Annotated in this window: 24 protein-coding genes; 17 read left to right on the top strand and 7 right to left on the bottom strand. The window is 63.8% G+C overall.

Annotated elements, in window-relative coordinates; all coding sequences use genetic code 11:
- The first annotated feature begins 12 nt into the window (after positions 1-12).
- Positions 13-150, top strand: coding sequence for a hypothetical protein (locus ACHQ4I_RS30710; protein WP_420775370.1), 138 nt, complete (start codon positions 13-15; stop codon positions 148-150).
- Positions 151-294: 144 nt separating this feature from the next.
- Positions 295-1,158, top strand: a complete 864-nt coding sequence (locus tag ACHQ4I_RS30705; protein WP_420775369.1) for a COG4705 family protein — start codon at positions 295-297, stop codon at positions 1,156-1,158.
- Positions 1,159-1,286: 128 nt separating this feature from the next.
- Here ACHQ4I_RS30705 and ACHQ4I_RS30700 read toward each other — a convergent pair whose 3' ends face one another.
- Positions 1,287-2,210 (bottom strand): esterase/lipase family protein, encoded by a 924-nt coding sequence (locus tag ACHQ4I_RS30700; RefSeq protein WP_420775368.1) that lies wholly within the window; start codon positions 2,208-2,210, stop codon positions 1,287-1,289.
- 330 nt (positions 2,211-2,540) lie between these two features.
- Between ACHQ4I_RS30700 and ACHQ4I_RS30695 the strand changes: the two genes are divergently transcribed.
- The gene (locus tag ACHQ4I_RS30695; RefSeq protein ID WP_420775367.1) at positions 2,541-3,071 is read left to right on the top strand and encodes a hypothetical protein; all 531 of its coding nucleotides are present in this window, start codon (positions 2,541-2,543) and stop codon (positions 3,069-3,071) included.
- An 867-nt stretch (positions 3,072-3,938) separates the two neighbouring features.
- On the opposite strand, the gene ACHQ4I_RS30690 is transcribed toward ACHQ4I_RS30695, so the two are convergent.
- Positions 3,939-4,925 (bottom strand): helix-turn-helix transcriptional regulator, encoded by a 987-nt coding sequence (locus tag ACHQ4I_RS30690; RefSeq protein ID WP_420775366.1) that lies wholly within the window; start codon positions 4,923-4,925, stop codon positions 3,939-3,941.
- Between the two features lie 64 nt (positions 4,926-4,989).
- Between ACHQ4I_RS30690 and ACHQ4I_RS30685 the strand changes: the two genes are divergently transcribed.
- Positions 4,990-6,132 carry an epoxide hydrolase family protein gene (locus ACHQ4I_RS30685; protein ID WP_420775365.1) on the top strand — a complete coding sequence of 381 codons (1,143 nt, stop codon included), beginning with the start codon at positions 4,990-4,992 and terminating at the stop codon, positions 6,130-6,132.
- Positions 6,133-6,303: 171 nt separating this feature from the next.
- Here the strand turns inward: ACHQ4I_RS30685 and ACHQ4I_RS30680 are convergent, their stop codons facing one another.
- The 3 genes from ACHQ4I_RS30680 to ACHQ4I_RS30670 all read right to left on the bottom strand — a co-directional run bounded on the left by ACHQ4I_RS30680 (position 6,304) and on the right by ACHQ4I_RS30670 (position 9,381).
- Positions 6,304-6,513, bottom strand: coding sequence for a Tn3 family transposase (locus ACHQ4I_RS30680; RefSeq protein ID WP_420775364.1), 210 nt, complete (start codon positions 6,511-6,513; stop codon positions 6,304-6,306).
- Complete coding sequence (locus ACHQ4I_RS30675; RefSeq protein WP_420775363.1) at positions 6,510-7,556, bottom strand: hypothetical protein; 1,047 nt, start codon at positions 7,554-7,556, stop codon at positions 6,510-6,512. Before ACHQ4I_RS30675 ends, ACHQ4I_RS30680 begins: the two co-directional genes overlap by 4 nt.
- A gap of 478 nt (positions 7,557-8,034) precedes the next feature.
- Positions 8,035-9,381, bottom strand: a complete 1,347-nt coding sequence (locus ACHQ4I_RS30670; protein WP_420775362.1) for an ABC1 kinase family protein — start codon at positions 9,379-9,381, stop codon at positions 8,035-8,037.
- Positions 9,382-9,718: 337 nt separating this feature from the next.
- On the opposite strand from ACHQ4I_RS30670, the gene ACHQ4I_RS30665 reads away from it, so the two are divergent.
- From ACHQ4I_RS30665 to ACHQ4I_RS30650, 4 genes are read left to right on the top strand one after another with little or no spacing between them, the layout of a single operon-like run.
- Positions 9,719-10,612 (top strand): AurF N-oxygenase family protein, encoded by an 894-nt coding sequence (locus tag ACHQ4I_RS30665; RefSeq protein WP_420775361.1) that lies wholly within the window; start codon positions 9,719-9,721, stop codon positions 10,610-10,612.
- Complete coding sequence (locus tag ACHQ4I_RS30660) at positions 10,609-12,384, top strand: NAD(P)-binding domain-containing protein (RefSeq protein WP_420775360.1); 1,776 nt, start codon at positions 10,609-10,611, stop codon at positions 12,382-12,384. The genes ACHQ4I_RS30665 and ACHQ4I_RS30660 overlap by 4 nt, the downstream gene beginning before the upstream one ends.
- 6 nt (positions 12,385-12,390) lie before the next feature.
- Complete coding sequence (locus ACHQ4I_RS30655; protein WP_420775359.1) at positions 12,391-13,209, top strand: SDR family NAD(P)-dependent oxidoreductase; 819 nt, start codon at positions 12,391-12,393, stop codon at positions 13,207-13,209.
- 3 nt (positions 13,210-13,212) lie between these two features.
- Positions 13,213-14,886 carry a 4Fe-4S binding protein gene (locus tag ACHQ4I_RS30650; RefSeq protein ID WP_420775358.1) on the top strand — a complete coding sequence of 558 codons (1,674 nt, stop codon included), beginning with the start codon at positions 13,213-13,215 and terminating at the stop codon, positions 14,884-14,886.
- A 3-nt stretch (positions 14,887-14,889) separates the two neighbouring features.
- Here the strand turns inward: ACHQ4I_RS30650 and ACHQ4I_RS30645 are convergent, their stop codons facing one another.
- Positions 14,890-15,528, bottom strand: coding sequence for a TetR/AcrR family transcriptional regulator (locus ACHQ4I_RS30645; RefSeq protein WP_420775357.1), 639 nt, complete (start codon positions 15,526-15,528; stop codon positions 14,890-14,892).
- A gap of 282 nt (positions 15,529-15,810) precedes the next feature.
- On the opposite strand from ACHQ4I_RS30645, the gene ACHQ4I_RS30640 reads away from it, so the two are divergent.
- The 9 genes from ACHQ4I_RS30640 (at position 15,811) to ACHQ4I_RS30600 (ending at position 24,492) form a co-directional block, all read left to right on the top strand.
- A complete protein-coding gene (locus ACHQ4I_RS30640; protein ID WP_420775356.1) occupies positions 15,811-16,362 on the top strand; it encodes a hypothetical protein in 552 nt (183 codons plus the stop codon).
- A gap of 329 nt (positions 16,363-16,691) precedes the next feature.
- Positions 16,692-17,900 carry a lipid-transfer protein gene (locus tag ACHQ4I_RS30635; RefSeq protein WP_420775355.1) on the top strand — a complete coding sequence of 403 codons (1,209 nt, stop codon included), beginning with the start codon at positions 16,692-16,694 and terminating at the stop codon, positions 17,898-17,900.
- A 40-nt stretch (positions 17,901-17,940) separates the two neighbouring features.
- Positions 17,941-18,402, top strand: a complete 462-nt coding sequence (locus ACHQ4I_RS30630; RefSeq protein ID WP_420775354.1) for a type II toxin-antitoxin system Rv0910 family toxin — start codon at positions 17,941-17,943, stop codon at positions 18,400-18,402.
- A gap of 27 nt (positions 18,403-18,429) precedes the next feature.
- Positions 18,430-19,293 (top strand): MaoC/PaaZ C-terminal domain-containing protein, encoded by an 864-nt coding sequence (locus tag ACHQ4I_RS30625; protein WP_420775353.1) that lies wholly within the window; start codon positions 18,430-18,432, stop codon positions 19,291-19,293.
- A 44-nt stretch (positions 19,294-19,337) separates the two neighbouring features.
- On the top strand, positions 19,338-20,216 hold the full coding sequence (locus ACHQ4I_RS30620; RefSeq protein ID WP_420775352.1) for an SDR family oxidoreductase: 879 nt from the start codon (positions 19,338-19,340) through the stop codon (positions 20,214-20,216).
- Between the two features lie 30 nt (positions 20,217-20,246).
- The gene (locus tag ACHQ4I_RS30615; protein WP_420775351.1) at positions 20,247-21,503 is read left to right on the top strand and encodes an acyl-CoA dehydrogenase family protein; all 1,257 of its coding nucleotides are present in this window, start codon (positions 20,247-20,249) and stop codon (positions 21,501-21,503) included.
- Between the two features lie 68 nt (positions 21,504-21,571).
- The gene (locus ACHQ4I_RS30610; protein WP_420775542.1) at positions 21,572-22,438 is read left to right on the top strand and encodes an SDR family oxidoreductase; all 867 of its coding nucleotides are present in this window, start codon (positions 21,572-21,574) and stop codon (positions 22,436-22,438) included.
- On the top strand, positions 22,435-24,018 hold the full coding sequence (locus ACHQ4I_RS30605) for a succinic semialdehyde dehydrogenase (protein WP_420775350.1): 1,584 nt from the start codon (positions 22,435-22,437) through the stop codon (positions 24,016-24,018). Before ACHQ4I_RS30610 ends, ACHQ4I_RS30605 begins: the two co-directional genes overlap by 4 nt.
- A gap of 45 nt (positions 24,019-24,063) precedes the next feature.
- The gene (locus ACHQ4I_RS30600; RefSeq protein WP_420775349.1) at positions 24,064-24,492 is read left to right on the top strand and encodes an acyl-CoA dehydrogenase family protein; all 429 of its coding nucleotides are present in this window, start codon (positions 24,064-24,066) and stop codon (positions 24,490-24,492) included.
- Here ACHQ4I_RS30600 and ACHQ4I_RS30595 read toward each other — a convergent pair.
- Positions 24,433-25,140: a TetR/AcrR family transcriptional regulator gene (locus tag ACHQ4I_RS30595; RefSeq protein WP_420775348.1), complete on the bottom strand. Its 708-nt coding sequence runs from the start codon at positions 25,138-25,140 to the stop codon at positions 24,433-24,435. The genes ACHQ4I_RS30600 and ACHQ4I_RS30595 overlap by 60 nt on opposite strands.
- Between the last annotated feature and the right edge of the window lie 59 nt (positions 25,141-25,199).

Genomic DNA, 25,199 nt, shown 5'->3' with positions numbered 1-25,199 from the left:
AGCACTGCGGTGATGGCTTCAGCCCACCTCGACCAGATGGTGCGCTCACGGGCGAAGGTCTGGTCGAGGAAGGTGATCAAGGTGGCGTTCGGACCGGCCGGCATCGAAACCATCCGCGGCCCGGGTATCGGCCGCCTCGACGTCACCTGACTCGCAATAGCGCTGAGCGGGTCGATCTCCGGCGACGTGATCGGCCACCGCTTTGTGAGTGGCAACACACTTTCAGCGTGCTCTCAGCGGCGCTTCGGCAGACTCCGCGCCCATGGGTGTCGACACCGGAGAAAGAGAGCACCGATGGTGAAACATGCGGCTCGGAGTCTGCTCGTCGATTACAAACTTCCCCAGATCACGGTCATGTTCTGGGTACTCAAGATCGCGGCGACCACCTTGGGCGAGACCGGCGGTGATCTGCTCGCCCAGACACTGAAGCTCGGCTACGCACAGGCATCGCTGCTATTTCTGGCCATCTTCGCGGTCAGTGTGCTGACCCAGTTACGGGTCCGCCGATTCCACCCCGCGCTCTACTGGACGGTTATCGCCGCCACCAGCACAGCGGGAACGACCATCTCCGACTTCATCAATCGCGGACCGGGCTCGGACACCTCGACCGACGGTGGCCTCGGCTACGGCGCGGGCGCGCTGCTGCTCATTTCCGGGCTGACTCTGGTCTTCGCGATCTGGAAGTTCAGCCGACAGACCTTCGATGTCGCCAACATCACCACCTTCCGCGGTGAACTGCTCTACTGGGCCGCGATCCTGCTGTCCAACACCCTGGGCACCTCCCTCGGGGACTACCTGTCCGACAGCTCCGGGCTCGGCTACTGGGGCAGCGGCTTCCTGATCGCCGTCGTCATGGCGCTGATCCTGACCGCGCACTACCTCACCAATATCTCCGGCGTGCTGCTGTTCTGGATGGCGTTCGTCCTCACCCGTCCACTCGGCGCGACCATGGGCGACTGGCTGTCCAAACCCCACGCGAGCGGCGGACTCGCGCTGGGCACCTACGGCACCTCCGCCGCGCTGCTGGCGATCCTGATCATCGGCATCGCCTACAACTACCGAACCAAGCGTCGTCCGGCCGTACTCGAGGAGACCACAGTCGGGCTCGCACTCAACGATGACGCTGACACCGCGCCTGATGCCTTGGGTACTCGATAGTCGACAGTCGCCGCCCTCCTGCTGACCGCAGGAGGCGACGAATCGATTCCGGTGGGTGACACCGAGTTCAGCGTGGGTGAGGCGTGGATGCTGGACGCATCGCGCGCGGTATCGGCCCGATCGGTCCGTCAGAACTGCGGCCCGCTCCCACACTCCACCGGCACCGGCTGCCCCGGATCCAGCGCGTTCAGGATCATCGAGTCCACGCTCGGGTCGTACGCCAGGCCGCTGTGTCCGACCGGGTCGTCGGGGCACTGGTCCTGGACGACGATGTCGGTGACGCCAGGCTCGTCTATGGCCGCGGCGGCGGGCGGGGACACCATTGAGTCGTGCCTCGACGCGATGGTGGTGTAGCGAATGTCGGTCTGGGCGATCGGGCCGTCGTGGAGCCGGGTCATCGCGGCCGAGCCGGGGGAGACGTCCTCGCAGATCCCGCATATGCTCGCGACCAGCCCACGTAGCCCGAGCTGTGTCGCGTCGGCGACCACTCCGCCGGTGATTCCGTTCGTGGGTGGTGCCAAGGCGACGAGCGCGCCGACCTCGTCAGCCGCTGCGGGGTCGGTCCTCGCGAGGTAGAGCGAGACGAACGCGCCACCAGAATGGCCGACGAGGTCGACCTCGGCGGCGCCAGTCTCGGCACGCACCCTGTCGATGAAGGTGGATACCTGCGGCGCGGACACCGACACCCCGTCGCGGCCGCCGTCGAAGGCGTTGGTCCCGCCGTAATTCAGGGAGTACACGCAGTACCCGGCATTCGCCAGTCTCGGCCCGAGGTGCGCGAACGCGTTGTACTGATTGGCGGGGAAGCCGTGCACGAGCACCACTGGCTGCGGATGGGCCGCCGACGGGGTGCACGGCACGTTCACGCCAGGCGGCGATTGCGCGGGGTCCTGCCCGGAGGTCACGAACCAGGCTTCGCGGGCGATCATCTCCTCGAAAGTGGCCTCCGGGTACGGACCAGCGGCTGCGGCAGTGCCGGGCGCAACTGCGTTCGGTCCCATGGCAATCAAGGCGGCGGCCAGGATGGGGCCAACGTATCCGCGTGTTCCCATATCGAGCTCCCAGGAACGAACGAATTTTCTCTAAGTTTATTCCTATAAACTCCCAGGGCGCAGTCCACCCTCGCTGCGGGGTCGCGCTGGGCAACATGGATTCGCTCGAAAACACCGCAGATCGGCGGCTACGGTACCCAGCGGCGGGGTGAGATCCCCGGCCATTACTGATCATTCGCCCAGTTCGGGGTCGTTGTGTGACGTGTCGCTAACATCTTGTGGCAGTCCTTAGGTAAGGCTAGCCTTCTGTGCGCCGGTGACCCGGCAGATGCTCAGGGTACGGCCGCCGCGGTTTCAAGAACTCGCGGCGAAGGATACAGAAGGAAACAGATGAGCACTTTCATGAAGGCACGTTTGACTGGGGTAACGCTTGGAATCGCGGCGGTAGCCTTGCTCGCCGATCCCGGTGTGGCTTCTGCGACTATCGCGGGTGCGGGCAGCGTGTCGGCCAACGGCGCGAAGTTCACGACCGTGATCACGAATCTCGAGACCGATCTACCGTTCCTGCGATGTGAGGGTGTCGTGTTCGACGCCACGAAGACCGACTACAACCCCGCCGTCGACGCCGATCCGAATGTGAAGCTGTACGAAGGATCCCCGGCCCAGGTGGGCAGCGAGTACGCGATCACCGGCCCGACTCTCGTTGCCGGGCAGGTCATTACCAATGGATCCGGCACCGGAACCAGCGCGGAGTACCCCGCGGGCACCTATTGGGTTCGCACCCAGTGCAAGGAAGGCTCCGAAATCGGCAGCTACCAGACCCCATTCACCCCAACGAAATTGACGATCACCGCGAACTCGCAGAATCCGAGTAGCACCCCGAGCAACCCCTTCAAGAGCTTCGGAACCGGCTCGGCGTAGTAGTAGGACCGCCGCAGGTCGACCCCGCGCAATGAGGGGCGTCGGGGTAGACCCTGTGGGCGGTGTCGAGGGACGCAGCCCACGCACGATGATCGGACGCGCACGATCATGATGGATTTGATGGACGAGTTCGACTCACCGCCGACGCTGTCGACAAGCGGTGTCGGCATTTGGACCGGACCGCCAGCGCCGCGGCGGCTTTGATGGACACTCTGAACCCGCATGGGGCCCCGTGGTCCCCGGTGGGAGATGCTGACCGGGTCAACACGGGAGGGTTACGGTAGCGACCTTCAGCGTGCCGAAATCACGTGAACCGCAGGATATTGCACCGAAATGCACGTGCGGGCACGGGGGACCGGAAGTTCGAGTCCCCTTAGCTCCACAGAAAGACAAAGCCACAGGTCAACGCCCTGCGGCTTTTATTGTGTTTGTGTAGTTATCCGAACCAATTTCCTGCTGCAGCGTGCACAGCCCGGAGCAGATGTCGCGTCCGGCCGAAATACTGACCCTCTGATCCGGGAAGCGCGAACCAGTAGCTTCCAGCCCTGGGACAGCGCTTGCGCGGCGGTGTGGCTGCACGATGAGGCGGATGTTGTGATGGCAGATCTATGCCGATGAGCGAGCAAGTACGCGCGGCCGTCGGCGGGGGCGCTGATGAGGTGGCAGGCCGTCACCGATCCGGCGGCCGGCGCCGCCGCTGATCCCGCCCACCGCCTGAGAGGCCTGGCGGTTCCGGACCACTAAGGGCTGACATGTCTGGTTCTGTCCCAACCATGCTCCGGCCGACCGGGGATTCGCGATGACGCCCAGAGTGGCTTGTGATTGGGTCATAGATCGTTTTCGGCCCACGCTTCGTCGGGGTGCGGATCATGATGGGCGCGCCGAACCGGGTGCGTCGTCGCGGGGCGTGATGGCCGCGGTGACGCGGTGCGCCAGCGCGCGTAGGTGGTCGATGAGTTCGGGTGGTCCGTGCACGTGGAATCCGAAGCCGAAAAGCCCGGTGTAGACGGCTATTTCGTCGAGTGAGTTCGAGCCGGTGTGCAGAAGGCAGTGCCCATCGTCGATCGCCTCGATGACACCGACGGTCGGTGGGATGCGGTCCGCCGCGACGGCGGCCGATACCTCGAGGGTGATGCGCGCCTGGTAGCGATAGGGGGCGGTGCTGACCCCGCGGGACACCCAGCCGGTCACGTCGACCTCGGGTGTCTCGCGCGGGGTGAATCGTGGCCCGTTGGGGATGCGCGGGCGGAGGCGGTCGACACGGTAGGTGCGCCAATTCTTCTTCTCGACGTCCCAGCCGACCAGATACCAGTGCCGCCCGGTGTGTACGAGCCGATGCGGTTCGGCCGCCCGCTGGATCTCGGAACCACCGTGGGTGCGGTAGTCGAAGCGGATCTGTTCGTGGTCGCGGATCGCGGCGCCGATCATGGTGAGGACATCCGCGTCCACGGACGGCGTGCCTGCCGGCATGCTGACGGTCGCCGCCTGGAGCGCCGAGACTCGGTGACGCAACCGGGTCGGGAGGATCTGCTCCAGCTTCGCGAGCGCCCGCAGCGAACTGTCCTCGATGCCGGTGATCGTTCCGCCCGCCGCGGTGCGCAGCCCGACGACGACGGCGACCGCCTCATCGTCGTTCAAGAGCAGCGGGGGCAGCTTGGTTCCCGCGGCCAGGCGATATCCGGCCGCTCCGGCGACCGCGTGCACGGGGTAGCCGAGATTCCGCAGCTTGTCGATGTCGCGGCGGATGGTTCGTGCATCGACCTCGAGGCGTTCGGCCAGGTCGGCGCCGGTCCAGACACGGGGTGTCTGCAGGAGCGACAGGAGTTCGAGGAGGCGAGCCGAAGTTTCCAACACACTGCGCATTCTTCCTCGAAGCTAGGACGGTAGTTGTCCTAGCCGCCCCATAAAGTTCGTTCTCATGAGCGCAGAGATCACTCCCTTCCGTATCGACGTCCCCCAAATCCAGCTCGACGATCTGCATCGGCGACTGGAGGAGACCCGCTGGCCGGACGGCGTCACCGGAGTCGGCTGGGCGCAGGGCATTCCGCTCGACTACACCCAGGAGCTGGCGCGGTACTGGCGCACCACCTACGACTGGCGGGCGCAGGAGGCGCGACTCAACGCGTTCCCCCAGTTCCGCACCGAGATCGACGGTCACGATGTGCATTTCATCCATGTCCGGTCCGCGGTGCCCGGCGCCATGCCGCTGATCCTCACCCACGGGTGGCCGGGATCGATCGTGGAGTTCCTCGACGTGATCGGTCCGCTGACCGATCCGGTCGCGCACGGCGGTCGGGCCGAGGACGCGTTCGATGTGGTCGTGCCGACGATCCCCGGATTCGGATTGTCCGGGCCCGCGGCCGGCTGGTCGACGAGCCGGGCCGCGCGGGCCTGGGCCGAACTTATGCAGCGGCTCGGCTATGACCGCTACGCCGCACACGGGGAAGACACCGGCGCGGCCATCTCGCGTGAACTGGCGGTGATCGATCCCGAGCACGTCGTGGCGCTGCACGTGACGATGATCGCCTCGGCCAGCGTCACTCCCGAGACGGCCGACTTCGACAATCCTGCCGAGAAGCGAGCACTGCAGCTGGCTCAGCGCGCACAGTACGAACTCGGCGCGTATGCGATGTTGCAGGCCACTCGCCCGCAGACGCTGTCCTACGCGCTCGCCGATTCCCCGGTAGGTCAGCTGGCGTGGATCGTCGAACGATTCAAGGACTGGACCGACTCGACCGACGTGCCCGAGGACGCCGTCGATCGTGACGCGATGCTGACCAACGTCATGATCTATTGGCTCAACGGCACCGCGGGCTCGTCGGCGCGCTACTACTACGAGGGCGCCGCGACGTGGGGGAGGCCCGAACCGGAGACCGAGGTGCCGGTCGCTGTGGCGGTGTTGCCGCAGGACCTCGGCATCCCTGTCCGCCGCATCGCCGAGCGGAACCACAACATCGTGCGGTGGACGGAATTCGATCGAGGTGGTCACTTCGCGGCGATGGAGGAACCGGACCTGATCGTCGACGACCTGCGTGCCACGTTCCGCGAATACCGTAAATAGGCACGGAATCTCGCGCTTGATCCGTGGTAGCGGATCGAATCCCAGGAACTTAGGACCTCGAGTAGCCGAGGGCTGACTGCCAGCAAGAAACCCGCGGCGACCAATGCCGGCGCCTCGACCGGACCCACGATCATTCCTGGTCTCCAGTCGAGGTGCGCACCACGTCACTCGTCATCGTCGGGGGTCCGGATCCCGCAGTGGTGGCGGCTGCTGGCCACCGAGGTCGGGCAGGTGGAAGCTGTGGCGGCCCTCCAGGCGTACATGCTTTCGCATGAACGCCGAAAGCCGGGCGGCGTCGGCGTCGCGGACCGGATAGTCCTGGGCGCGCAACTGGTCCAGGGCCCGGTCCAGGTACACCGAATTCCACAACACGCTGATCACGGGTGGAGACCCGTCCGTAGCCGATGCGCATGGCTCGGGAGTGTATTGCGAACCCCCGACAGGTTGACGTTGGCGCGTACACCGAAAGCGTTACAGAGTCGACGGTATCCGACCTGCGGAAATCTCCAGCGACTCAATGTGTCTCGCGAACGAAGGAATCCGGATGCCCGCAGTTGGCAACTCGTATGGCGAACATCGTTGGATTTTCGGCGACCTCCACCGAGACCCCACCCTGCTCTGCTGCGACGCCTGGTTCGGCCACACCCTTTCTTTTCGGCAGCGATGAGGAAGTGGGCGAGCGTCCTGACCGCCGTGTTCGCCGAAATCCCGTTGGGGCACAGCCCCTGCAACTGGGCGGGAGTCGGCTCGTTCAATGCCCGCTCGGCCCATCCCGGCTGGGCAAGAATCTTGGTCCAGTATGTCTGGTAGTGGTCGCGGGTCCGGCTCGCGGGCATGCTGTCGGCGACGACTGGGATGTAGTCACCGAAGGTCGGGATGTTTGTGGCCGCACTGGTGTCGTCGCTGATGTCGGCGAGGGTGAGATTGAGCCGGTCCATCATCATCCGGACCGCGGCGATGTCGGCGTCGCTGCGTGCGCTCATCCGCCTACCCCGGCGAGCGGCCATCTCGTCGAGGACATGGGGTGGGAAAACCACCAGCAGGCGTTGATCAGGATCGGCGGCCAGCAGGACCCTGTCGTGGTGCTGGATGCCCGCGGCGCGTCGTGCGTGGGCGGGCAGGGATAGATGCCCGTGCTTGGTGATCCCGCGGCGGCCGTAGCCGGGCCGGGTGATCACGATCAGCCCTGCGGCGATCCGCCAGGACAGCAGGTCACCGGGGTGCCAATCCAATACTCGCAGAACGGCTTTGTCGACCACGCGCCCGTTGGTGTCGACCGGCCGCACGCTGTACACCGCGGTGCGTGCGGGTGGTTGCTCCACGGACGCCATCGGCAGACCGGCACCGACTCCGCAGCCATCGCCACCGACGAGCCCGATGGAGGAGAAGGACGGGATCAGCGGAGATACTGTGTCATCGGTCACATCGACCACCGCCGAACGAGCAAACCCGCAGGTGGAGGTGTACGGCCAGGACAGAGTGTCCAGGCGATGCCCGGACCCGATTTTGGGGGCATAAACGCCACAATTCTGTGTCCGGAGGGGGACACATGCGCTAACCACACGGATCGACCTGCGGAAACGGTAGCGATGAGCTGCTGTCGGTAAGCCTTGATGCGCGGATCGGTGACATCGTCTCGAATGGATCCGCCGCCGTGGTGAGCGCGGTCAAATGGTGATGGAGCAGATCGCGAACGCAGGTGAGATCGTCGTCACGGAGCATCGGGGGCGTGTCCGCTCGAGCCCGGCCAAGTCGCCGATAGCGGTGGTCTTCGAATACTGACGGCGGCGTGAATCGAATTCGCGCTCAGCGCTGCTGGCGAGCTGCTGCCAGGACATTCTTTGCCGCCGAGACCACTATCGAACCTCAGCAACCGCTGCGGCGTCGGCAGCGCTGTGGGTCTCATCGCGCGTCCTCGGCGTCGAGGCTGCGTTCGGCCTCTGCCTCGTTGAGGACGTTGACCATGTACACGAACAGTTCCGGGTCGCCGATCGCCTCCCACTTGGGTGCGAGCAGCTTCATGTACCGCTCCACATAGAGCAATTGCTTGGCGACGAGCACCAGTTCCCGGGGCAGTCGTGCGTCGTATGTCTTTGCCAGCGAGGCGAGTTGGCGGCCGAGCGCCGTGTAGGACAGGTTGCCGAGATCGGTGGTTACCAGGGGATCGGTGAAGTCGCGGATTTCTTTCGCGGCGTCCTTGACCGTACCGGGCCGACGTACCGCTCCCATCTTGTAGAGTGCCCGCCCCGCTGCTTCGAAGTTCTTGTGTACCAGTAGATCGCCGATGAGCTGGCGCAGGATGACCCGGGTCGAGGCGTCGAAGCGGCCGACTATGCCGAAATCCAGGTAGACCAGTTTGCCCTTGTCATCGATCAGCACATTGCCCGCGTGCAGGTCGCCATGGAAGATTCCGCCGTGGAATGCCGATTCGAGGAGGGACAACAACAGCGTCCTGACCAGTTGGACGCCGTCGAAACCGGCGGCGTGGATGGCGTCGGCGTCATCGATGCGGGTGGCGTCGATGTACTCCATGGTGAGCACGCGGCTGGTTGTGTGCGCCCAGTACACCCGCGGCACGCGTACCTGATCCGCGAATTGCGAGTTCGCTACGGTTCCGATCCATTCCTCCATCGCGCGTGCTTCGGTCGCGAAGTCGAGTTCCTCGCGCAGGCTCGTTTCGAAGTCCTCGACTATCTCGCGGGCGCTGAGCATCCGTCCGTAGGCGGAGAGTTCGAGTCCGGCGGCGATGCGTTTCATGATCTGTAGATCGGCCGCGAGACGCAGCTTGATCGCGGGCCGTTGGATCTTGACGACCACTTCCTCGCCGGAGATCAGCCGGGCCCGGTGGACCTGTGCGATCGAGGCCGATGCCAGCGGTTCGGGATCGAACCAGGCGAAAATGTCGGTGGGTGTGGCGCCTAGTTCGGTGTGCAGCACCTGCTCGATCGCCGCCGGGTCCGCGGGCGGCACCCGGTCGAGGAGGGTGCGAAATTCGTTGGAAACGACCTCGGGGAACACGCCTGGGCTGGAGGCGATCAGTTGGCCCAGCTTTACGTAAGTGGGGCCGAGCGCGGCGAATCCGTTGCGGAGTTCGTGCGCGGCACGCTCGCGTGCCGGGCATTCGCGGCGTCGAAGTAGTACTCGCGCACCACTTTTGGCGGCCTGTACCGCGGTGGCGGCGATGCGGGCGAGTTCCACTCGCGCCGGAACCGGCTGCAACGCCCGATCTTTGTCAACTGTGTACACCATCGCAGCTTCCTTGCTGTGTGTTCTGGCATCTGACGGCCGGTTAACTGTCCGGCGCACCTATATTTACAAACATGAGTAAATGTATGTAAATGAGGTGATACATGTCACTGCCGCTTCGCGGGATGCAGCAATCAGCCGAGCATAGTGGCCTGTCGGACTCAGTTTAGAACAGTTTGAGCTGTGTCTATAGACAAATTTGGCAAAACTGACTACAAAGGGACTAGAGCACGCTCATGCCGCCGATCTCGATGGAAGTTGCATGTGATGGCGACGGTATTTGGCGACCGTGTGGGCCGGGCGATCGCGGAGGCGACGTCGGGCCGAGAGTGGAGGATCAATGACGATTCAGGCGGACAATCGCAACGAAGTGGCGGATCGGTTGATCGGCGGATCTATCCGCCGGTCCTACGACTCCGATGTCGACATCGACTGGGATGCCCCACAAGATCCGGACAAGTTCTATCTGCCGCCGGAGGTGGTGTCGCTCTATGGCACCGAGTTGTGGGAGCGGATGGATCACCGGCAGCGGGTCGACCTGTCGCGCCATGAAGCGGCCAACCTGCTCTCCCGCGGCGTCTGGTTCGAGAACACCCTGAATCAGGGCCTGTTGCGGGCCATGATGTATCAGGATCCGACGTCACGCCATGTGCACTATGCCCTCACCGAATTGGGCGACGAAACGCGGCACATGATCATGTTCGGTCGCGCGGTCGCTGCGATGGGTGTGCGGCCCTATCGCCTCACCAAGATCGGGGCGCTGACGGTCAACTTGTTCCCGGTCGCCTATAAGGGCTTGTTCCTGTGGGTGGCCGCGCTGGTCGGGGAGGAGATCCTCGATGACGCACAGCGAAAGCTGGCACACCACCCCAACATTCAGCCGCTGATGCAGCAGGTGATGCGGATCCATGTCACCGAGGAGGCGCGCCACATCCGCTTCGCCCGCGAAGGAGTCCGGCGTCGCGTCGCGCGCGCACCATGGTGGGAGCGCACCTTCGCCGCCACGGTCAACGGCGCCGGCGCTTTGGTGATCCGTGGGATGTTCGTCAACCGTCACGTGTACAAGCGGGTTGGACTGAATCAGTGGGTTGCGTTGCGGCAGGCCAGGAACAACGAGTTGGTCAATGCGCGGCGCCGGGAGAGCTTCGAATCGCTGTACAACTTCCTCGATGACGAGGGTCTGATGAACCCCGTCTCGCGGCTGTTGTGGCGGATCTCGGGATTTCGCCGATGACCTACGACGTGGCCATCATCGGCGCGGGCTTCTCCGGACTGTGTGCGGCCATCAAGCTCACCGAAGCGGGCATCACCGATTTCGTGATCCTGGAGAAGGCCGACCGCGTCGGTGGCACCTGGCGCGACAACGACTATCCCGGTGCGGCCTGTGATGTGATGGCGCAGCTGTATTCGTTCTCGTTCGCGCCGAATACCGAATGGACACAAGGATATCCGGGCCAAGCGGAGATCCTTGCCTACCTCGAGCGGATCGTTGATCGTTTCGACCTGGCATCGCACCTGCGGTTCGGTACCGAGGTGCTGGACCAGCGCTTCGACGACGACCAGGACGAATGGCAGCTCACCTCCGGTGCCGGGACGATGTGGCGGGCCCGCGCGGTTATCGCGGCCACCGGACCGCTGCACCTCCCGAAGACACCGATGCTGCCGGGCGCGGAATCGTTCGCGGGCAGCCAGTTCCACTCCTCGCGGTGGGACCACACGATCGACCTGGCGGGCAAATCGGTGGCGGTGATCGGCACCGGGGCCAGTGCCGTGCAGATCGTGCCCGCCATCGCCGATCGGGCCGGATCCGTCACGGTGTATCAGCGGACACCACATTGGGTGCTGCCGCGGCTCCAACGGCCGATAACCGCCGCCGAACGCGCGGTCTATCGGGTTCTGCCCGGTACCCGCGGTCTGGTTCGTGGCCTTATCTACGCCTCTCACGAAGCGATGATCGGCGCATTTCTCAATCCGAAGTTGATGGGCGCGCTGCGTCGCGTCGCGCGATGGCATCTGCGTAAGCAGGTCGCCGATCCATTGCTGCGCGCGAAGCTCGAGCCCGACTATCAGATCGGATGTAAGCGCATCTTGATCTCGAGTGACTACTACCGCGCGCTTCAGCGGGCCAACGTTTCAGTCGTCACCGAACCGATCGCGGACGTGGTCGCCGACGGCATCCGTACCGGCGGCGGATCCGTTCATGCGGCCGACGTCATCGTCTATGCGACCGGCTTTCTGACGACCGAGAAAATCGCCGGCGAACACTTGTACGGGCGCGGCGGAGTGCCGATTCAGCAGTTGTGGCGCGACGGTGTGCAGGCATACTACGGCGTCGCCGCACATGGACTGCCCAACTACTTCTTGACCGTCGGACCGAACTCCGGTCTCGGCAACCAGTCTGTCGTCTTCGTGATCGAGACCCAGATCGAGCTCATCGTGCGCTGTCTGCGCACGATGGCCGCCGGTGGGTACAGCCGAGTCGAGGTGAAATCGCATATCCAGGCCGAGTTCAACACTGTGCTGCAGCGCAAGTCGGTCGGCACGGTGTGGACAGCGGGTGGCTGCGACAGTTGGTATCTCGACGCGGCCGGCGTCAACCGGGCGATATGGCCCGGATCGACGCTGTCCTACCGGCATCAGGTACGCAGGGTCGATATGCGCGACTTCGATTTCAGCCGCGACGACGAGCGCGACGACAACGAGGTGTACTCGGGCTCGGCCGTGCTGATCGACGCGGACGGCGGTGAAACAGCGGTCGAGACCCGCATCCTGGCCAAATACGAGCCGGTGGCGAACACGATCAAATGGCACGGACGAGTGCTGCCGGGGCCTAGCCTTGCCCACCTGCACACCCAGCTCAACCAGCCGATTCGCCTCCAGATCGCCGGACGCGATCCGGTCGACGGCGTGCTCGTCGACGCCGATCCGTGGGGCGGGGCGCAGGTGGTCGGTTGGGGGCGCTCACCGTACCCGATCGACGTCGAGGCCGCATTCAGCGAGAAGTGAGAACCAATGCGTAACTATCGAGACAAGACCGTCGTCATCAGTGGTGCGGGCAGCGGCATCGGCCGTGCGCTCGCACTCGAAATGGCCAGGCGCGGAGCACGATTGGCGCTCACCGATATCAACGGCGGAGAGGTGCAGGAGACCGCGCATCGTTGTGCGGCGCTGGGCGTCCAGGCGGAATCATGGAAGGTCGACGTGGCCGACCGTGCCGCTATGTATCAGCACGCCGAGGACGTTGTCGAAAGATTCGGCGGAGTTGATGTCGCGGTGAACAACGCCGGGGTCGCCATCCACGCACGAACCGCCGAGACAAGTGATCGCGACTTCGCCTGGATCATGGACATCAACTTCTGGGGGATGGTGCACGGCTCCAAAGCTTTTCTGCCGCATTTGATCTTGTCTGGAGATGGCCAATTGGCCAATGTGTCAAGTGTTTTCGGGCTGATCGCGGTGGCCAAGGACGGGGCATACAACGCCTCGAAGTTCGCCATCAGAGGCTTCACCGAGGCACTGCGCCAGGAAGTTCGACTCGATCGATTGCCGGTCTCGGTCAGCTGCATCCACCCGGGCGGGATCAAGACGAATATCGTCAACAACGCCCGCTTCGGTGCCGGCGAGGACGGCGCCAGGGTCGCCGGGCTTTTCGATCGTTTCGCGGTGACCTCGCCGGAGGGTGCCGCGCGCAGTATCGTTCGCGGGCTCGAACGCGATCGGGCGCGCATTCTGGTCGGCCCGGACGCTCGGCTGATCGCCGCGCTGCCACAGGTTTTCGGTGCCCAGTACGGTCGGTTGATCGAGGCCGGCCTGCGGATAGCGCGGGTGTAATCGATGGCTTATGTGATCACGCAGAACTGTTGTAGCGACGCCGCATGCGTCAAGGCTTGCCCGGTCAATTGCATCCATCCCACGCCCGGTGAGCCCGAATATGGTTCGGCCGATATGCTTTTCATCGATCCGGACACCTGCATCGACTGTGGCGCCTGTGCGGATGCCTGCCCCGTCGACGCGATCCGGTCCGACCGCTCCCTCGCCGCGAACGATCTACCGTTCGTCGAACTCAACGCGTCCTACTACCGGCAACGCCCGATATCGCCGACGTGGTTGCCGACTCCCCGGCTGGTTGATACGACGACGACACCGGGGAGCTTGCGGGTGGCCGTGGTCGGTGCCGGCCCCGCCGGTCATTACACCGTCGAGGAATTGTTGAAATATCCAGCGGTCGTGGTTGAGTGGTTCGACCGAAACCCGGCCGCTGGCGGGCTCGTTCGGTCCGGGGTCGCACCCGATCACGCGGATACCAAGCGGGCTCTCGACCAGTTCAAGTTTCCACCCGCGAAGGCCAGGCGACTGAACATGCATTTCGGGGTGGAAGTCGGTGTGGATATCGACCACACCGAGCTACTCGATTTTCATCACGCCGTCATCTACTGCAGCGGCGCGGCCATCGGTCCACGCCTGGACGTGCCCGGTGCCGACCTGATCGGGAACCACGCTGCGGTGGACCTCGCAGGTTGGTACAACGGACACCCCGATCGGGCCTCGACAAGCGTCGACCTCGCCAGCGAACGCGCGGTGGTTATCGGCAACGGCAACGTCGCACTGGATGTGGCCCGCATACTCACGATGTCGCCGGATATGTTGGCCACCACCGATATCGCCGACCATGCTCTGGAGGTATTGCGGGGCAGCACTGTCCGCGAAGTTGTCGTGCTCGGTCGGCGGGGTCCCGGGCAGGCGGCCTTCACTTATCCGGAGTTGCTCGGGCTCACCGGCGTGGCGGGTGTGCAGGTGCGAGTCACACCTGAGTGCCTCGCTCGTTCGCAGCCGGGCGCCGGTGCGACGTCATCGAATCTGTCTCTGCTGCACAGTCTTTCGCAACAGCCGTCGGATCCGAATGCTAAACACATCGTTTTGGCGTTCGACACCGAGATTGAACGGATCGATGGCAGCGGCCGCGTCGAGCGGGTCACGGTCCGTCAGCGTGGCGGCTCCGACGGGGTCGACAGATCGGAGACGCTCGCCGCGGGTTTGGTGGTGCACTCGATCGGTGTGCGCGGGTCGGCCGTGCGGGGTGTCCCATTCGACGAGCAGACCTCGAGGATCCCGAATCGCGAGGGCCGGGTTTACCTTCCGGACACCGATGCGACGATGAATGGCGTCTACGTGGCGGGATGGGCCAAGCGCGGGCCGGTGGGTGTGATCGGAACGAATAAGGAATGTGCACGGCACACCGTGGCCAGCGTGATCGAGGACTTCACTTGCGGCGTCTTGCGTCGCACGGTGGGCACCAGTGGTGCTCTCGCCGAGCTGGTCCGCAGCCGGTGCGCAGGCGTGGTGGATGCCGACGGGTGGCGGGCCATCGACATCACTGAACGAGCGCGCGGCGGTGTGGCCGGACGGCCGCGGGTGAAGTTCACCTCCCAGGCGGAATTGGTGAATACCTCCCGCACAGCACACGGAATGGCCGGGCGGGTACGCAGTGCGCTGACACGGCGAGCATGAGGATCAGGCGTTGTCCGTCGCGGCTCCCAGGTCCACCCGGCCCGCTTCGATCAATTCCGATCGGACCGCGGCCCACGTGCGTTCGACCGTGGTCGGACTCGCGCTGAAAGTCAGCATCGCAATGCCACGCATCGCGGCCATGGCCGTCACGAACTTCTCTTGGAAGTTGGGTATCGCGACGAGCGTAGGGACATACCGTGCGGCCAACAGCGCGAGGTGGGCCATGAGCTCCCGATTGAACCGGCGCAGATGTGTCTGAAGTTCGGGGTCGGTCCGGGAGGCAACCCAGAGCTCGAGCGCCGCGGTGAACAACGGACCCTGATGGATCTCCCACAGGCGGTCGATCAGGGCCTCGTAGTCGTCGATGGAGGTCGAAACCACCGGTGAGATCGTCTTTTCCACATCGACGGAGATCTGTTCGGCGAGGTAGTCGAGTGCCTGGACCATCAGGTCGGCTTTGGAGGTGAAGTAATGCGCGTGGGCGCCGCGCGTGACTCCGGCCGCCTTGACGATCGCGCCGGTGGTCAGATTGGCGTACCCGTACTTGACCAGCGAATCGACTGTTGCTTCGAGTAGGGCGGCGCGGGTCGCTGCCCTGCGTTCGGCCTGACTTCGGCGCGGCCTTGTCGCTGACTGGGTCATCACTCTCCTACGAGGGAACGCGTTGCTCACTTATATTCATCCAAGTCCCAATAATAGCCTAGCGCCGCTCGGGTTCGTTGCCGCAGGAAGGAGGCTTGTAAGGCGTCGTATCGGCGACATAGCCGCCGCTAGGCGATTCAGACGGGGCCGCCAATGTGCCGAGGGGCGGTGAGTCGTGCCAAACCGACTCCGAGGAGCCGCATCTTGTATACATTCACTAATGTATGTAATGTTGCATGCGGGGATTCCGGGAAGGCGGGCGGTATGCCGAACAGTGATGCAGTGAGGGTCTCCGGAGCCGGCGTCGGTGGTAGTGCGGCGGCGTGGCTCGAATTCGTCCGAGATCTCATCGGGATCCTCGGCCATGCAAGTCGACTGCTCGACATTCGGGCGCATGCCCGGATCGTTCGCGCGCTACTCGATGTGACCGCAGGGGATCGACCCGCCGGATTGCTACTTGCCGAAGATGGCGTCCTCGCGCAGGCGCTTGCTCGGGATGGCGCACTCGATCGCCTGCTGGCTTCGGATGGCTTACTGGCCAGGCTCGGAGCCGACGACGGCATCCTCGAACGCGTCATGGCCGAGGGGGGCACCCTCGATCAGATCGAGTCACTGAGCTCAACCATCGCCGCCGTCCGCCCGGTCTTGCATGATCTCGGCCCGAGCGTGCTGGCCATCGCAGACTCCGCGGCAAGAATCACCGAGGTCGCATCGCCGATAGGCGACCTCGCCGGATGGTTTCCCGCGAAACGTCGCCGCTCGCGCGCCGACGATATCGATACGCCGAGCGCGGTTCCGCATGGCGACGAGCCGCCGTTGACTGGGAGGCAGTGATGTTGGCCCTGCTGCGTACGGCGTTGAGCACCATAGATGTTACGTGCACAAGTGATGGTATCTGCTACCGCATAAATGACTATGTACGTGCACACCTGGCCAGGTTCAAGGTGTCACGCGACGGTCGATTCGTCGACGCGATGCCCCGGACGTCATCGGGAAAGAGCCTGCACGAAAGCAAATTTAACGACCACAGCCAATAGATCGTGGCTGTCAGCAGTGTTCAAAGGTCGATCGTTCAGTAGGTGTGACACATGCCACCAACATACATACATTATCTAATGTACGTTTATGAGCGACCGGACTAGGCCGGAGAGGAAGGGAACGACATGGCACGCAAGACGGGTGAACGAGTCTTCGTCATCGGCGTCGGAATGACCAAGTTCGAAAAGCCGGGTGCTCGCGACGGTTGGGACTATCCCGCGATGGCCGAGGAATCCGGTAGCAAGGCGCTGGCCGACGCCGGAATTTCCTATGAAGTCATCGAGCAGGCCTTCGTCGGCTACGTGTACGGCGAATCGACCGCTGGACAGCGCGCCGTGTACGGACTCGGGTTGACCGGAATTCCGGTGGTCAATGTCAACAACAACTGCTCCACCGGTTCGACGGCGCTGTACTTGGCGGCGGAAGCGATTCGCGGCGGCCGCGCCGACGTCACGCTGGCACTCGGTTTCGAGAAGATGCAAAAGGGTTCGCTCGGTGCGACATTCACCGATCGCGAACAGCCGATGACATCGCACATCAATGCGCTGGCCGAACTCTACGATCTCCGGTTCCCGCCCGCGCCGTGGATGTTCGGTGCCGCCGGACGCGAACACATGGAGAAATACGGCAGTACGCCGGAGCATTTCGCGAAGATCGGCTACAAGAATCACAAGCATTCGGTGAACAATCCGTATGCACAGTTCCGCGACGAGTACTCCCTCGACGACATCCTGTCGTCCCCGGAAATCTATGCGCCGCTGACCAAGCTGCAGTGCTCGCCCACCTCCGACGGTTCGGGTGCGGCGATCCTGGTCAGTGAGCGGTATCTGCAAGAGCACAACGAGTTGGTCACCCGCGCGGTCGAGATCACCGGGCAAGCGATGGTCACTGACGTGCCGGGGACCTTCGAGTCGAAGTCGGCGATCACTCTCGTCGGTGGCGAGATGAGTGCGCGTGCCGCGGCGTCGGTATACGAGCAGGCCGGTCTCACCGCCGATCAGGTCGACGTGGTGGAACTGCACGACTGTTTCTCGGCCAACGAGCTCATCACCTACGAGGCGCTGCAACTCGCCCCCGTCGGTGAAGGTCATCTGCTGATCGACGAGAACGACACCACCTACGGCGGCCGCTACGTCGTCAATCCGTCCGGCGGCCTCATCTCGAAGGGGCACCCGCTGGGCGCTGCGGGACTTGCCCAATGTGCCGAACTGACTTGGCAATTGCGCGGCGACGCCGACAAACGTCAGGTCGCCGGGGCCCGAGTCGCGCTGCAACACAACATCGGACTCGGCGGAGCGGTGGTCGTCACCGCCTATCAGCCTGCCGAGCGCTGACATCCGCTACCAGCAACACCGCACCATCAAGGAGAAGAAAATGCCCCAGATCCACCGCACCATCGAACTGACCGCCTCGGTCGACCGACTGTGGAACCAGCTGTCGGATATCAACAACTTCAGCGACTGGATGACCATCCACACCAGCTTCAAAGGGGCGGTGCCTGCCGCGGGCGAGATCAAGGTGGGCGATAGCTACACCGAGGTCGTCACCCTGATGGGAATGGCCAACACCATCGAATGGACGGTGCGCGAAGCCAGTACGCCCGAGGAAGTGCTGTCCGCCAAGAAGGGGGCGTTCAAGGTGACCGGCACCGGCATGGCCGGCGTCGAAGCCACCATCGAGGTCGGGGTGGACGGTACCGAAGGTGAGGTGACCCGCGTCGACCTCAACGCCTTGTTCGCCGGTCAGATGCTCGTCGGCGCGATCGGCAACGCCATCGACAAGGCGGTGGGCGAAGAACTCGACGCCTCGCTGGAAAAGCTCAAGGCCGCGATCTGATCTGCGGGTCGGCAACTGGAGACGACGATGAGCGAATCGACCTACAAGTTCAACGCCGACGCGATCGGTAAGTGGACACCCGAAACACGTTTCGAGGTGGAGCAGGACCGGCTGATCGCCTACGCGGAAGCGACGAACGACCCGATCGAAGAGCATCGTGCGGGAGCAATCGCAGCACCTGTTTTCGCGGTTGTGCCGATCTTCGATTCGCTCGTCGGCGCTTCGCTGGAAGTCGCACCGTATCAACTGATTCCACGACTGGTGCACGGTGAACAGTATTTCCGATACCACCGTCACATCCGGCCGGGCGACACGCTGGTCTCGCGCGCGAAACCGATCGGATATCAGGGTTTGCCGAACGGCACCCGCGGCACGGTCTACGCCGAAACCCGGGACAGTTCCGGCGAATTGCTCAACGAGCAATGGGTGACCTTCTTCTTCCGCAAGTACGACTGCGGTGAGACGGTCGGCGATCTCGGGCCGAAACACGGCTTCGACGGCCCGCTGGCCGGCTACGACCCGGTCATGAAACTGAGCCAGCACATCGACGCCGATCAGACGTTCCGTTACGCCCCTGCCGCCGGTGATCCGATGCCCATCCATCTCGACGTGGATTCCGCGAAAGCCGCTGGACTGCCTGGCATCATCGCGCACGGCCTGTGCACGATGGCATTCACTTCGTGGGCGGCGTTGACCGAGCTGGCTGATTCACGGACCGAACGGCTACGCGAACTCGCGGTCCGCTTCGCCAAACCGGTACTGCCCGACCAGGATATCGAATCCGCGTTCTGGCACTCGACCTCTCAGGACGGCGCGAGCAGTTACGTCTTCCAGACGACTGCCCTCGGGGATCTGGTCATCAAGGACGGACTGGTCGTCATCGACGACTAACGCCTCGATCACCTTCGAACACACCATGATTCAGGAGTATTGATATGGGACACCTCGATGGACGGGTAGCCGTCATCACCGGTGCGGGGCGCGGTATCGGCCGCGAGCATGCACTGTTGTTCGCCGAGGAAGGCGCCTCGGTCGTGGTCAACGATCTCGGCGGCGCCAACGACGGATCCGGTGCCGACACCGGTCCCACACAAACGGTCGTGGACGAGATCATCGCCCTCGGCGGCAAGGCCGTCGCCAACACCGAGAACATCGCGAGTTGGGATGGCGCGGCCGCGCTCGTCGAACAAGCCGTCGACGCATTCGGAACTCTCGATGTGCTTGTCAACAATGCGGGCATTCTGCGCGACGGTTTCATTCCGACGCTGTCGGAACAAGAGTGGGACTCGGTGCTGCTGGTCCACTTGAAGGGGCATTTCGCGATGTTGCGGCACGCGGCCGCCTACTGGAAGGCCCAGACCAAAGCTGGTGCGCAGGTTCGAGCATCAGTGATCAATACCGCGTCGGCATCTGGTGTCACGATGCCCAATTCCGGACAGGCCAACTATGGCGCGGCCAAGGCGGGCATCGCCGCGTTGACTCGGGTCGCCGCCGGTGAACTCGATCGCTACGGAGTCCGCGTCAATGCAATTGCCCCGATCGCGCGGACGCGGCTGACCCTGGCCACGCCCGGCATGAGTTCGCTGTTCGCGGCGCCGGTCACCGAGGACGAGTTCGATGCGTTCAGTCCAGCCAACATTTCGCCGTTCGTCGCCTACCTCGCCACCGAGAAGTGCCCGTTGACCGGGCAGGTGTTCGAAGTCCAAGGCGGTGCGATCGCCCAACTGCAGGGCTGGACCCAGCAGCGGCTCATCGAGACCGACGGCCCATGGTCGATCGACCTGGTTGCCGATAAAACGACCTCCTGGTCCTAGCCCTCCCACTATTTCGGAAAGGAAGCACACATGATCGAGTGGTCACAGATGGACATCGCGGTCCGCCAGGCGGTCCGGGAGTTCATCGACAAGGAAGTCCGACCGCACATCGACGCCCTCGAGGAAGGCGAGATGGATCCGGCCCCGGTCATCCGAAAGTTGTTCACTACCTTCGGCATCGACCAACTCGCGCGCGAAGAGTTCGAGAAGACGCTCGCCAAGGAGAGGGCCGCGCTCGCGGCGGGGGAATCGGTGCGGGCGACCAAGGGCGGCGCGAACCCGATGGGCGGCGCCGGTGGCCAGGCATCGATGGCTTATGTCCTGGTGAGCGAATTGTCCAGGGTGTGTATGGGTTTGGTCGCCGGCATGGGCGTGAGTCTAGGGCTGGCGGCGGGCACCATCCAGTCGCGCGGCACCATCGCACAGAAGGAGCGCTGGGTGCCACAACTGCTCACCTACGAGAAGGTTGGTGCGTGGGCGATCACCGAACCCGACTCCGGGTCCGACGCCTTCGGGGGTATGAAGACCTACGTCAAGCGCGACGGCGAGGACTATATCCTCAACGGGCAGAAGACTTTCTGCACCAACGGTCCGATCGCGGACACGGTCGTCGTCTACGCCAAGCTGGACAGCGGCGACGCATCGATGGATAAGCGTGACCGCAAGGTCCTCACCTTCGTCCTCGATAAGGGAATGGACGGGTTCGAGCAGGGCAAGCCGTTCAAGAAGATGGGTCTGCACTCCTCTAGGACCGGCGAGTTGTTCTTCAACAATGTGCGCTTGACCAAGGACCGGCTGCTCGGTGAGACCGAGGACCACGCCGAGGGGGACGGACGCGACAGCGCGCGGGCAAACTTCGCCACCGAACGCCTCGGAGTCGGCGCGATGGCACTGGGCGTGATCGACGAATGTCTGCGCCTGTGTACCGATTACGCGAGGAATCGGGTGTTGTGGGGTCAGCCGATCGGCGACTTCCAATTGATCCAACTGAAGCTGGCGAAGATGGAGGTCGCGCGAATCAACGTGCAGAACATGGTGTTCCGCACCATCGAGCTCATGCAGGCGGGTGTCACACCGTCGCTTGCCGAAGCATCCGCGGTCAAGCTGTATGCCTCCGAGGCCGCGACCGACGTCGCGATGGATGCGGTCCAGCTGTTCGGCGGGAACGGTTACATGACCGAATACCGCGTCGAACAGTTGGCCAGGGACGCCAAGTCGCTGATGATCTACGCCGGCTCCAACGAGGTTCAGGTCACCCACATCGCCAAGGGCTTGCTGGCGGGTTAGTCGAGGTCGCTGCTGTGCGGATGGATCCAGTCGATGAATTCGTCTCGCACGGCATCGCCGAAGGAGGAATGCACGTGGCACCGAAATTTGATCTGCGCGGCAAGGTTGTCGCGATCACCGGGGGTGCGCGCGGTATCGGCGCCGCCACCGCCCGCGAATTCGCCGCAGCGGGCGCGCGCGTGGCGGTTGGCGACATCGACGGTGATCTGGTTCGAGCCACCGCGGCGTCGATCGGACACGGCACGATCGGTGTCGACCTCGATGTCACCGACCACGCGAGTTTCACCGCATTCCTGGACACGGTCGCCGCCGAACTCGGCGAGATCGATGTCCTGGTGAACAACGCCGGTGTAATGCCCATCGTCGCCTTCGAAGGCGAGGACGCGCGGTCGGTGCGCCGCCAGGTCGACATCAATCTGTTCGGCGTGCTGTGGGGTTCGCAGCTGGCGATTCAGCGCATGCTTGCCTCGGGGCGGAAGGGTCATATCGTTAATGTGGCATCGGCGGCGGGCAAGCTGACCTTTCCCGGTGTCGCGACCTACGGTGCTACCAAGTTCGCCGTGGTCGGGCTGACCGAGGCGCTGGAAGCCGAATTCCGCAGCAGGGGAATCACCTTCTCGCTGGTGATGCCCGCATTGGTACGCACCGAACTCGCAGACGGCGTCGGCGACCACTGGGCGTTGCGCAAATCGGATCCGGAGCAGGTCGCGCAGGCGATCCTACGCGCGACACAGCGGCGGATCTTCGAGGTAGCGGTGCCCAAGGAGTTGATGGTGCTCTATCGGGCGAGTGCGATACTGCCGCATACGTTGTCGACGTTCGCGGTGCGTGCGCTCGGTGGCGAGTCGTACATCATCGATGCGAGCAAGGACCCGGGTCGTGCCGGTTATGAAAATCGCGTGGCTCGCCGTGAGGCGGCCGGGGAAGACAAATGAGTGCGCAGACATCCGTGCCACCCGAGGCGGCCAGGCGCCATCCGCTGCCCCAGCAGCTTCTCGCTACTCTGGCGTCGCGTGTTGTCGGCAGCGCGTACGGCACGGTCGCAGTGACCGAGGTCTTCACCGGCGCCACGATCATCGATCTTCCCGTCGCCGATATGGCGGATGTCGCGGGGTTGGTCGATCGCGCCCGACGGGCACAGAGTGCCTGGGGGAGAGCGCCATTCGGCGACCGCGCACATGTGATTTCGAAGTATCTCGGCCTCGCGCGCACGAACAAGGACACGATGCTCGACCTGATCCAGGCCGAGACCGGTAAGGGGCGCTGGGAGGCGTTCATCGAGTTCCTCGAGCCGAACCTGACACTGAGTTACTACCTTCGCCACGGTAAGGCGATGTTGGCACCGGCCCGCCGCGAGTCGATGGTGCCGCTGCTGGTGAGCACGACCGAGGAACGTCATCCGGTCGGTGTCGTCGGAGTGATCGCGCCGTGGAACTTCCCGTACGCGATCGGTATTTCCGATACGTTGACCGCCCTGCTCGCGGGAAACGCGGTGATTCTCAAGCCGGACGTGCAGACCAGTCTCGACGCGTTGTTCGCCGCGTCGCTACTCGAGCAGGCGGGCCTGCCCGCCGACGTCCTGCAGGTACTTGTCGGGCCGGGAGAGACGGTCGGTGCGGAATTGGTCGATCACGCCGACTACATCGCATTCACCGGCTCGGTAGCGACCGGACGTGTTGTCTCGCAACAGATCAGCTCACGTCTCGTAGGTTGCAGTCTCGAACTGGGTGGCAAGAATTCGATGATCGTACTCGACGACACCGAGCTGACCGACGTCGCGAAGTCTGCGTTGCGCGCCTGTTTCATGCACGCGGGGCAGGTGTGTATGGCGATCGAGAAAATCCTTGTGCCACAAGCTTCACTCAGCCGGTTCCTCGATCTGTTTCGTCTGGCCATCGAGCAGCTGACCTTCACGAATTCCTACGACTTCAACGGCACCCTCGGATCACTGACCAGCGCAGCCCAGCTGTCCAAAGTCGATGGTCTGGTTCAGGACGCTGTCGCAAGGGGCGCAGTCGTAGTGACCGGTGGCATGCGCAGGCCCGAACTCGGCCCCTACTTCTTCGAGCCGACCATCTTGACCGGTGTGACATCGGATATGGCTCTCTACCGCGATGAGGTGTTCGGGCCGGTCGTCGCCGTGTTCGGGTACAACACGGTCGACGAGGCTGTCCGGCTCGCTAACGACGGGCCGTTCGGCCTCAACGCCAGCGTCTACGGGCGCGATATCAAACGCGCGCAGCAGGTGGCCCGGCGAATCCGCGCGGGTACCGTCAACATCAACGAAGGGTTCGCGGCCGCCTACGGCAGCATCGGGGCATCGGCCGGTGGAATGGGGGAGTCCGGGCTCGGTCGGCGACACGGCTCTGAAGGGCTGCTCAAATACACAGAGCCGCAGACGATTGCGGTCCAGCGGCTCGCATTGCAGTCCCCGCCGGATTGGCTTCGCCGCGATGCCACCACGACGGTCGCCGGCCACGTCTACGGACTGCTCAACCGTTTGGGCCTTCGCTGACCGGCCATCGCGCTCACGCGCACCACAGACTTCAAGGAGCTCACCATGCCGATCGCCATCAGCCCCGACCAACTCGCCCTGGCTGATTCCGTTCGCGGACTCGCCCGGCGCACCGTGTCGTCGGATTACCTGCGTGCACAACTGGACGCCAAAACCCTCGACGTCGGCCGCCCTGTTGTTCAACGAGGTGTTCCTGGAGGATGTCTTGTGCCCGACGAGGACGTGGCCGAGGCGGTCGACCGAGGATGGCAGGTCGCACGCAATACCCTGTCCAATGAGCGAGTATCGCTGGGCAACAAGGATCTTCCGATCTACGCGAGCATCGACGGACTACTGAAATGGGCTGCCCACCATGACCTCGATGCCATCCTCCTCGGCTTGCCGCGCGACCCGGCGCCCGCCGAGAAATTATGGCTACTGGTCCTCGCTACTGGCGTCCCGAGTTCCGCGGAGAAACTCAGCGGTGTTCGTTAAGGTTTGCGGTTCCGGTGGTATCGCCAAATAATCGGGATCCCCTTCGTGACGTGGGCGAATCAGCGGAACCAGAAAAGTGCGCGCGTATTGTTCGGGGCCGCCGATCGAATCGAGGTCGAACACCTTGGACGGAGCCAAAATCAACGTGTGATAAGTGCGGACGATCTGCTCGGCTAGGACCTCGCTATCCACGCCCGGCGGTAACTCCGACGGGGTGAAGAAGGTCATCACCGCTCGCCGAGCGCGATCAATCGCCGAAGCGTCGCCGAGTACGTATGGCAACAGGATCTGCGGATTGAGTTCGAGTACGGCATTGAGCGTCCGATGGGACCGCAAGGTGCGGTAACCGTAGGCAAAGCCATGGACCAAGCGTTCCTCGACATCGTCATAGCGGGCGACGACGTGGGAGATATCTGCGAAGAATCGCTCCAGCTCCCAGCGGACTGCCGCGCTGATCAGGGCTTGTCGACCAGGAAAGTGCAGGTACAGCGTGGCTCGAGCCAAGCGAGCCCGATGGGCGATCTCGTCCATCGAGAGCTTCCCCACGCCGGTGTCGGCAGCCCATTCGAGCGTGGCGCGCAGGATCCGATCCCGAGTGCGGAGGTCTTTATTGTGATCCTTGTCCGCTCGGGAGCCATTGCGCTTCACCACCGCATGTTATCGGTTCCGGCAGGTCGCGGGGTTAGAGGCCTCGCAGCGACAAGGAC

The sequence above is a fragment of the Nocardia nepalensis genome, from assembly GCF_048910785.1.
In the GTDB taxonomy this organism is placed as follows: domain Bacteria; phylum Actinomycetota; class Actinomycetes; order Mycobacteriales; family Mycobacteriaceae; genus Nocardia; species Nocardia nepalensis.
The sequence above is the reverse complement of the archived record's forward strand: the minus strand, read 5'-3'. Positions and strand labels throughout refer to the sequence as shown.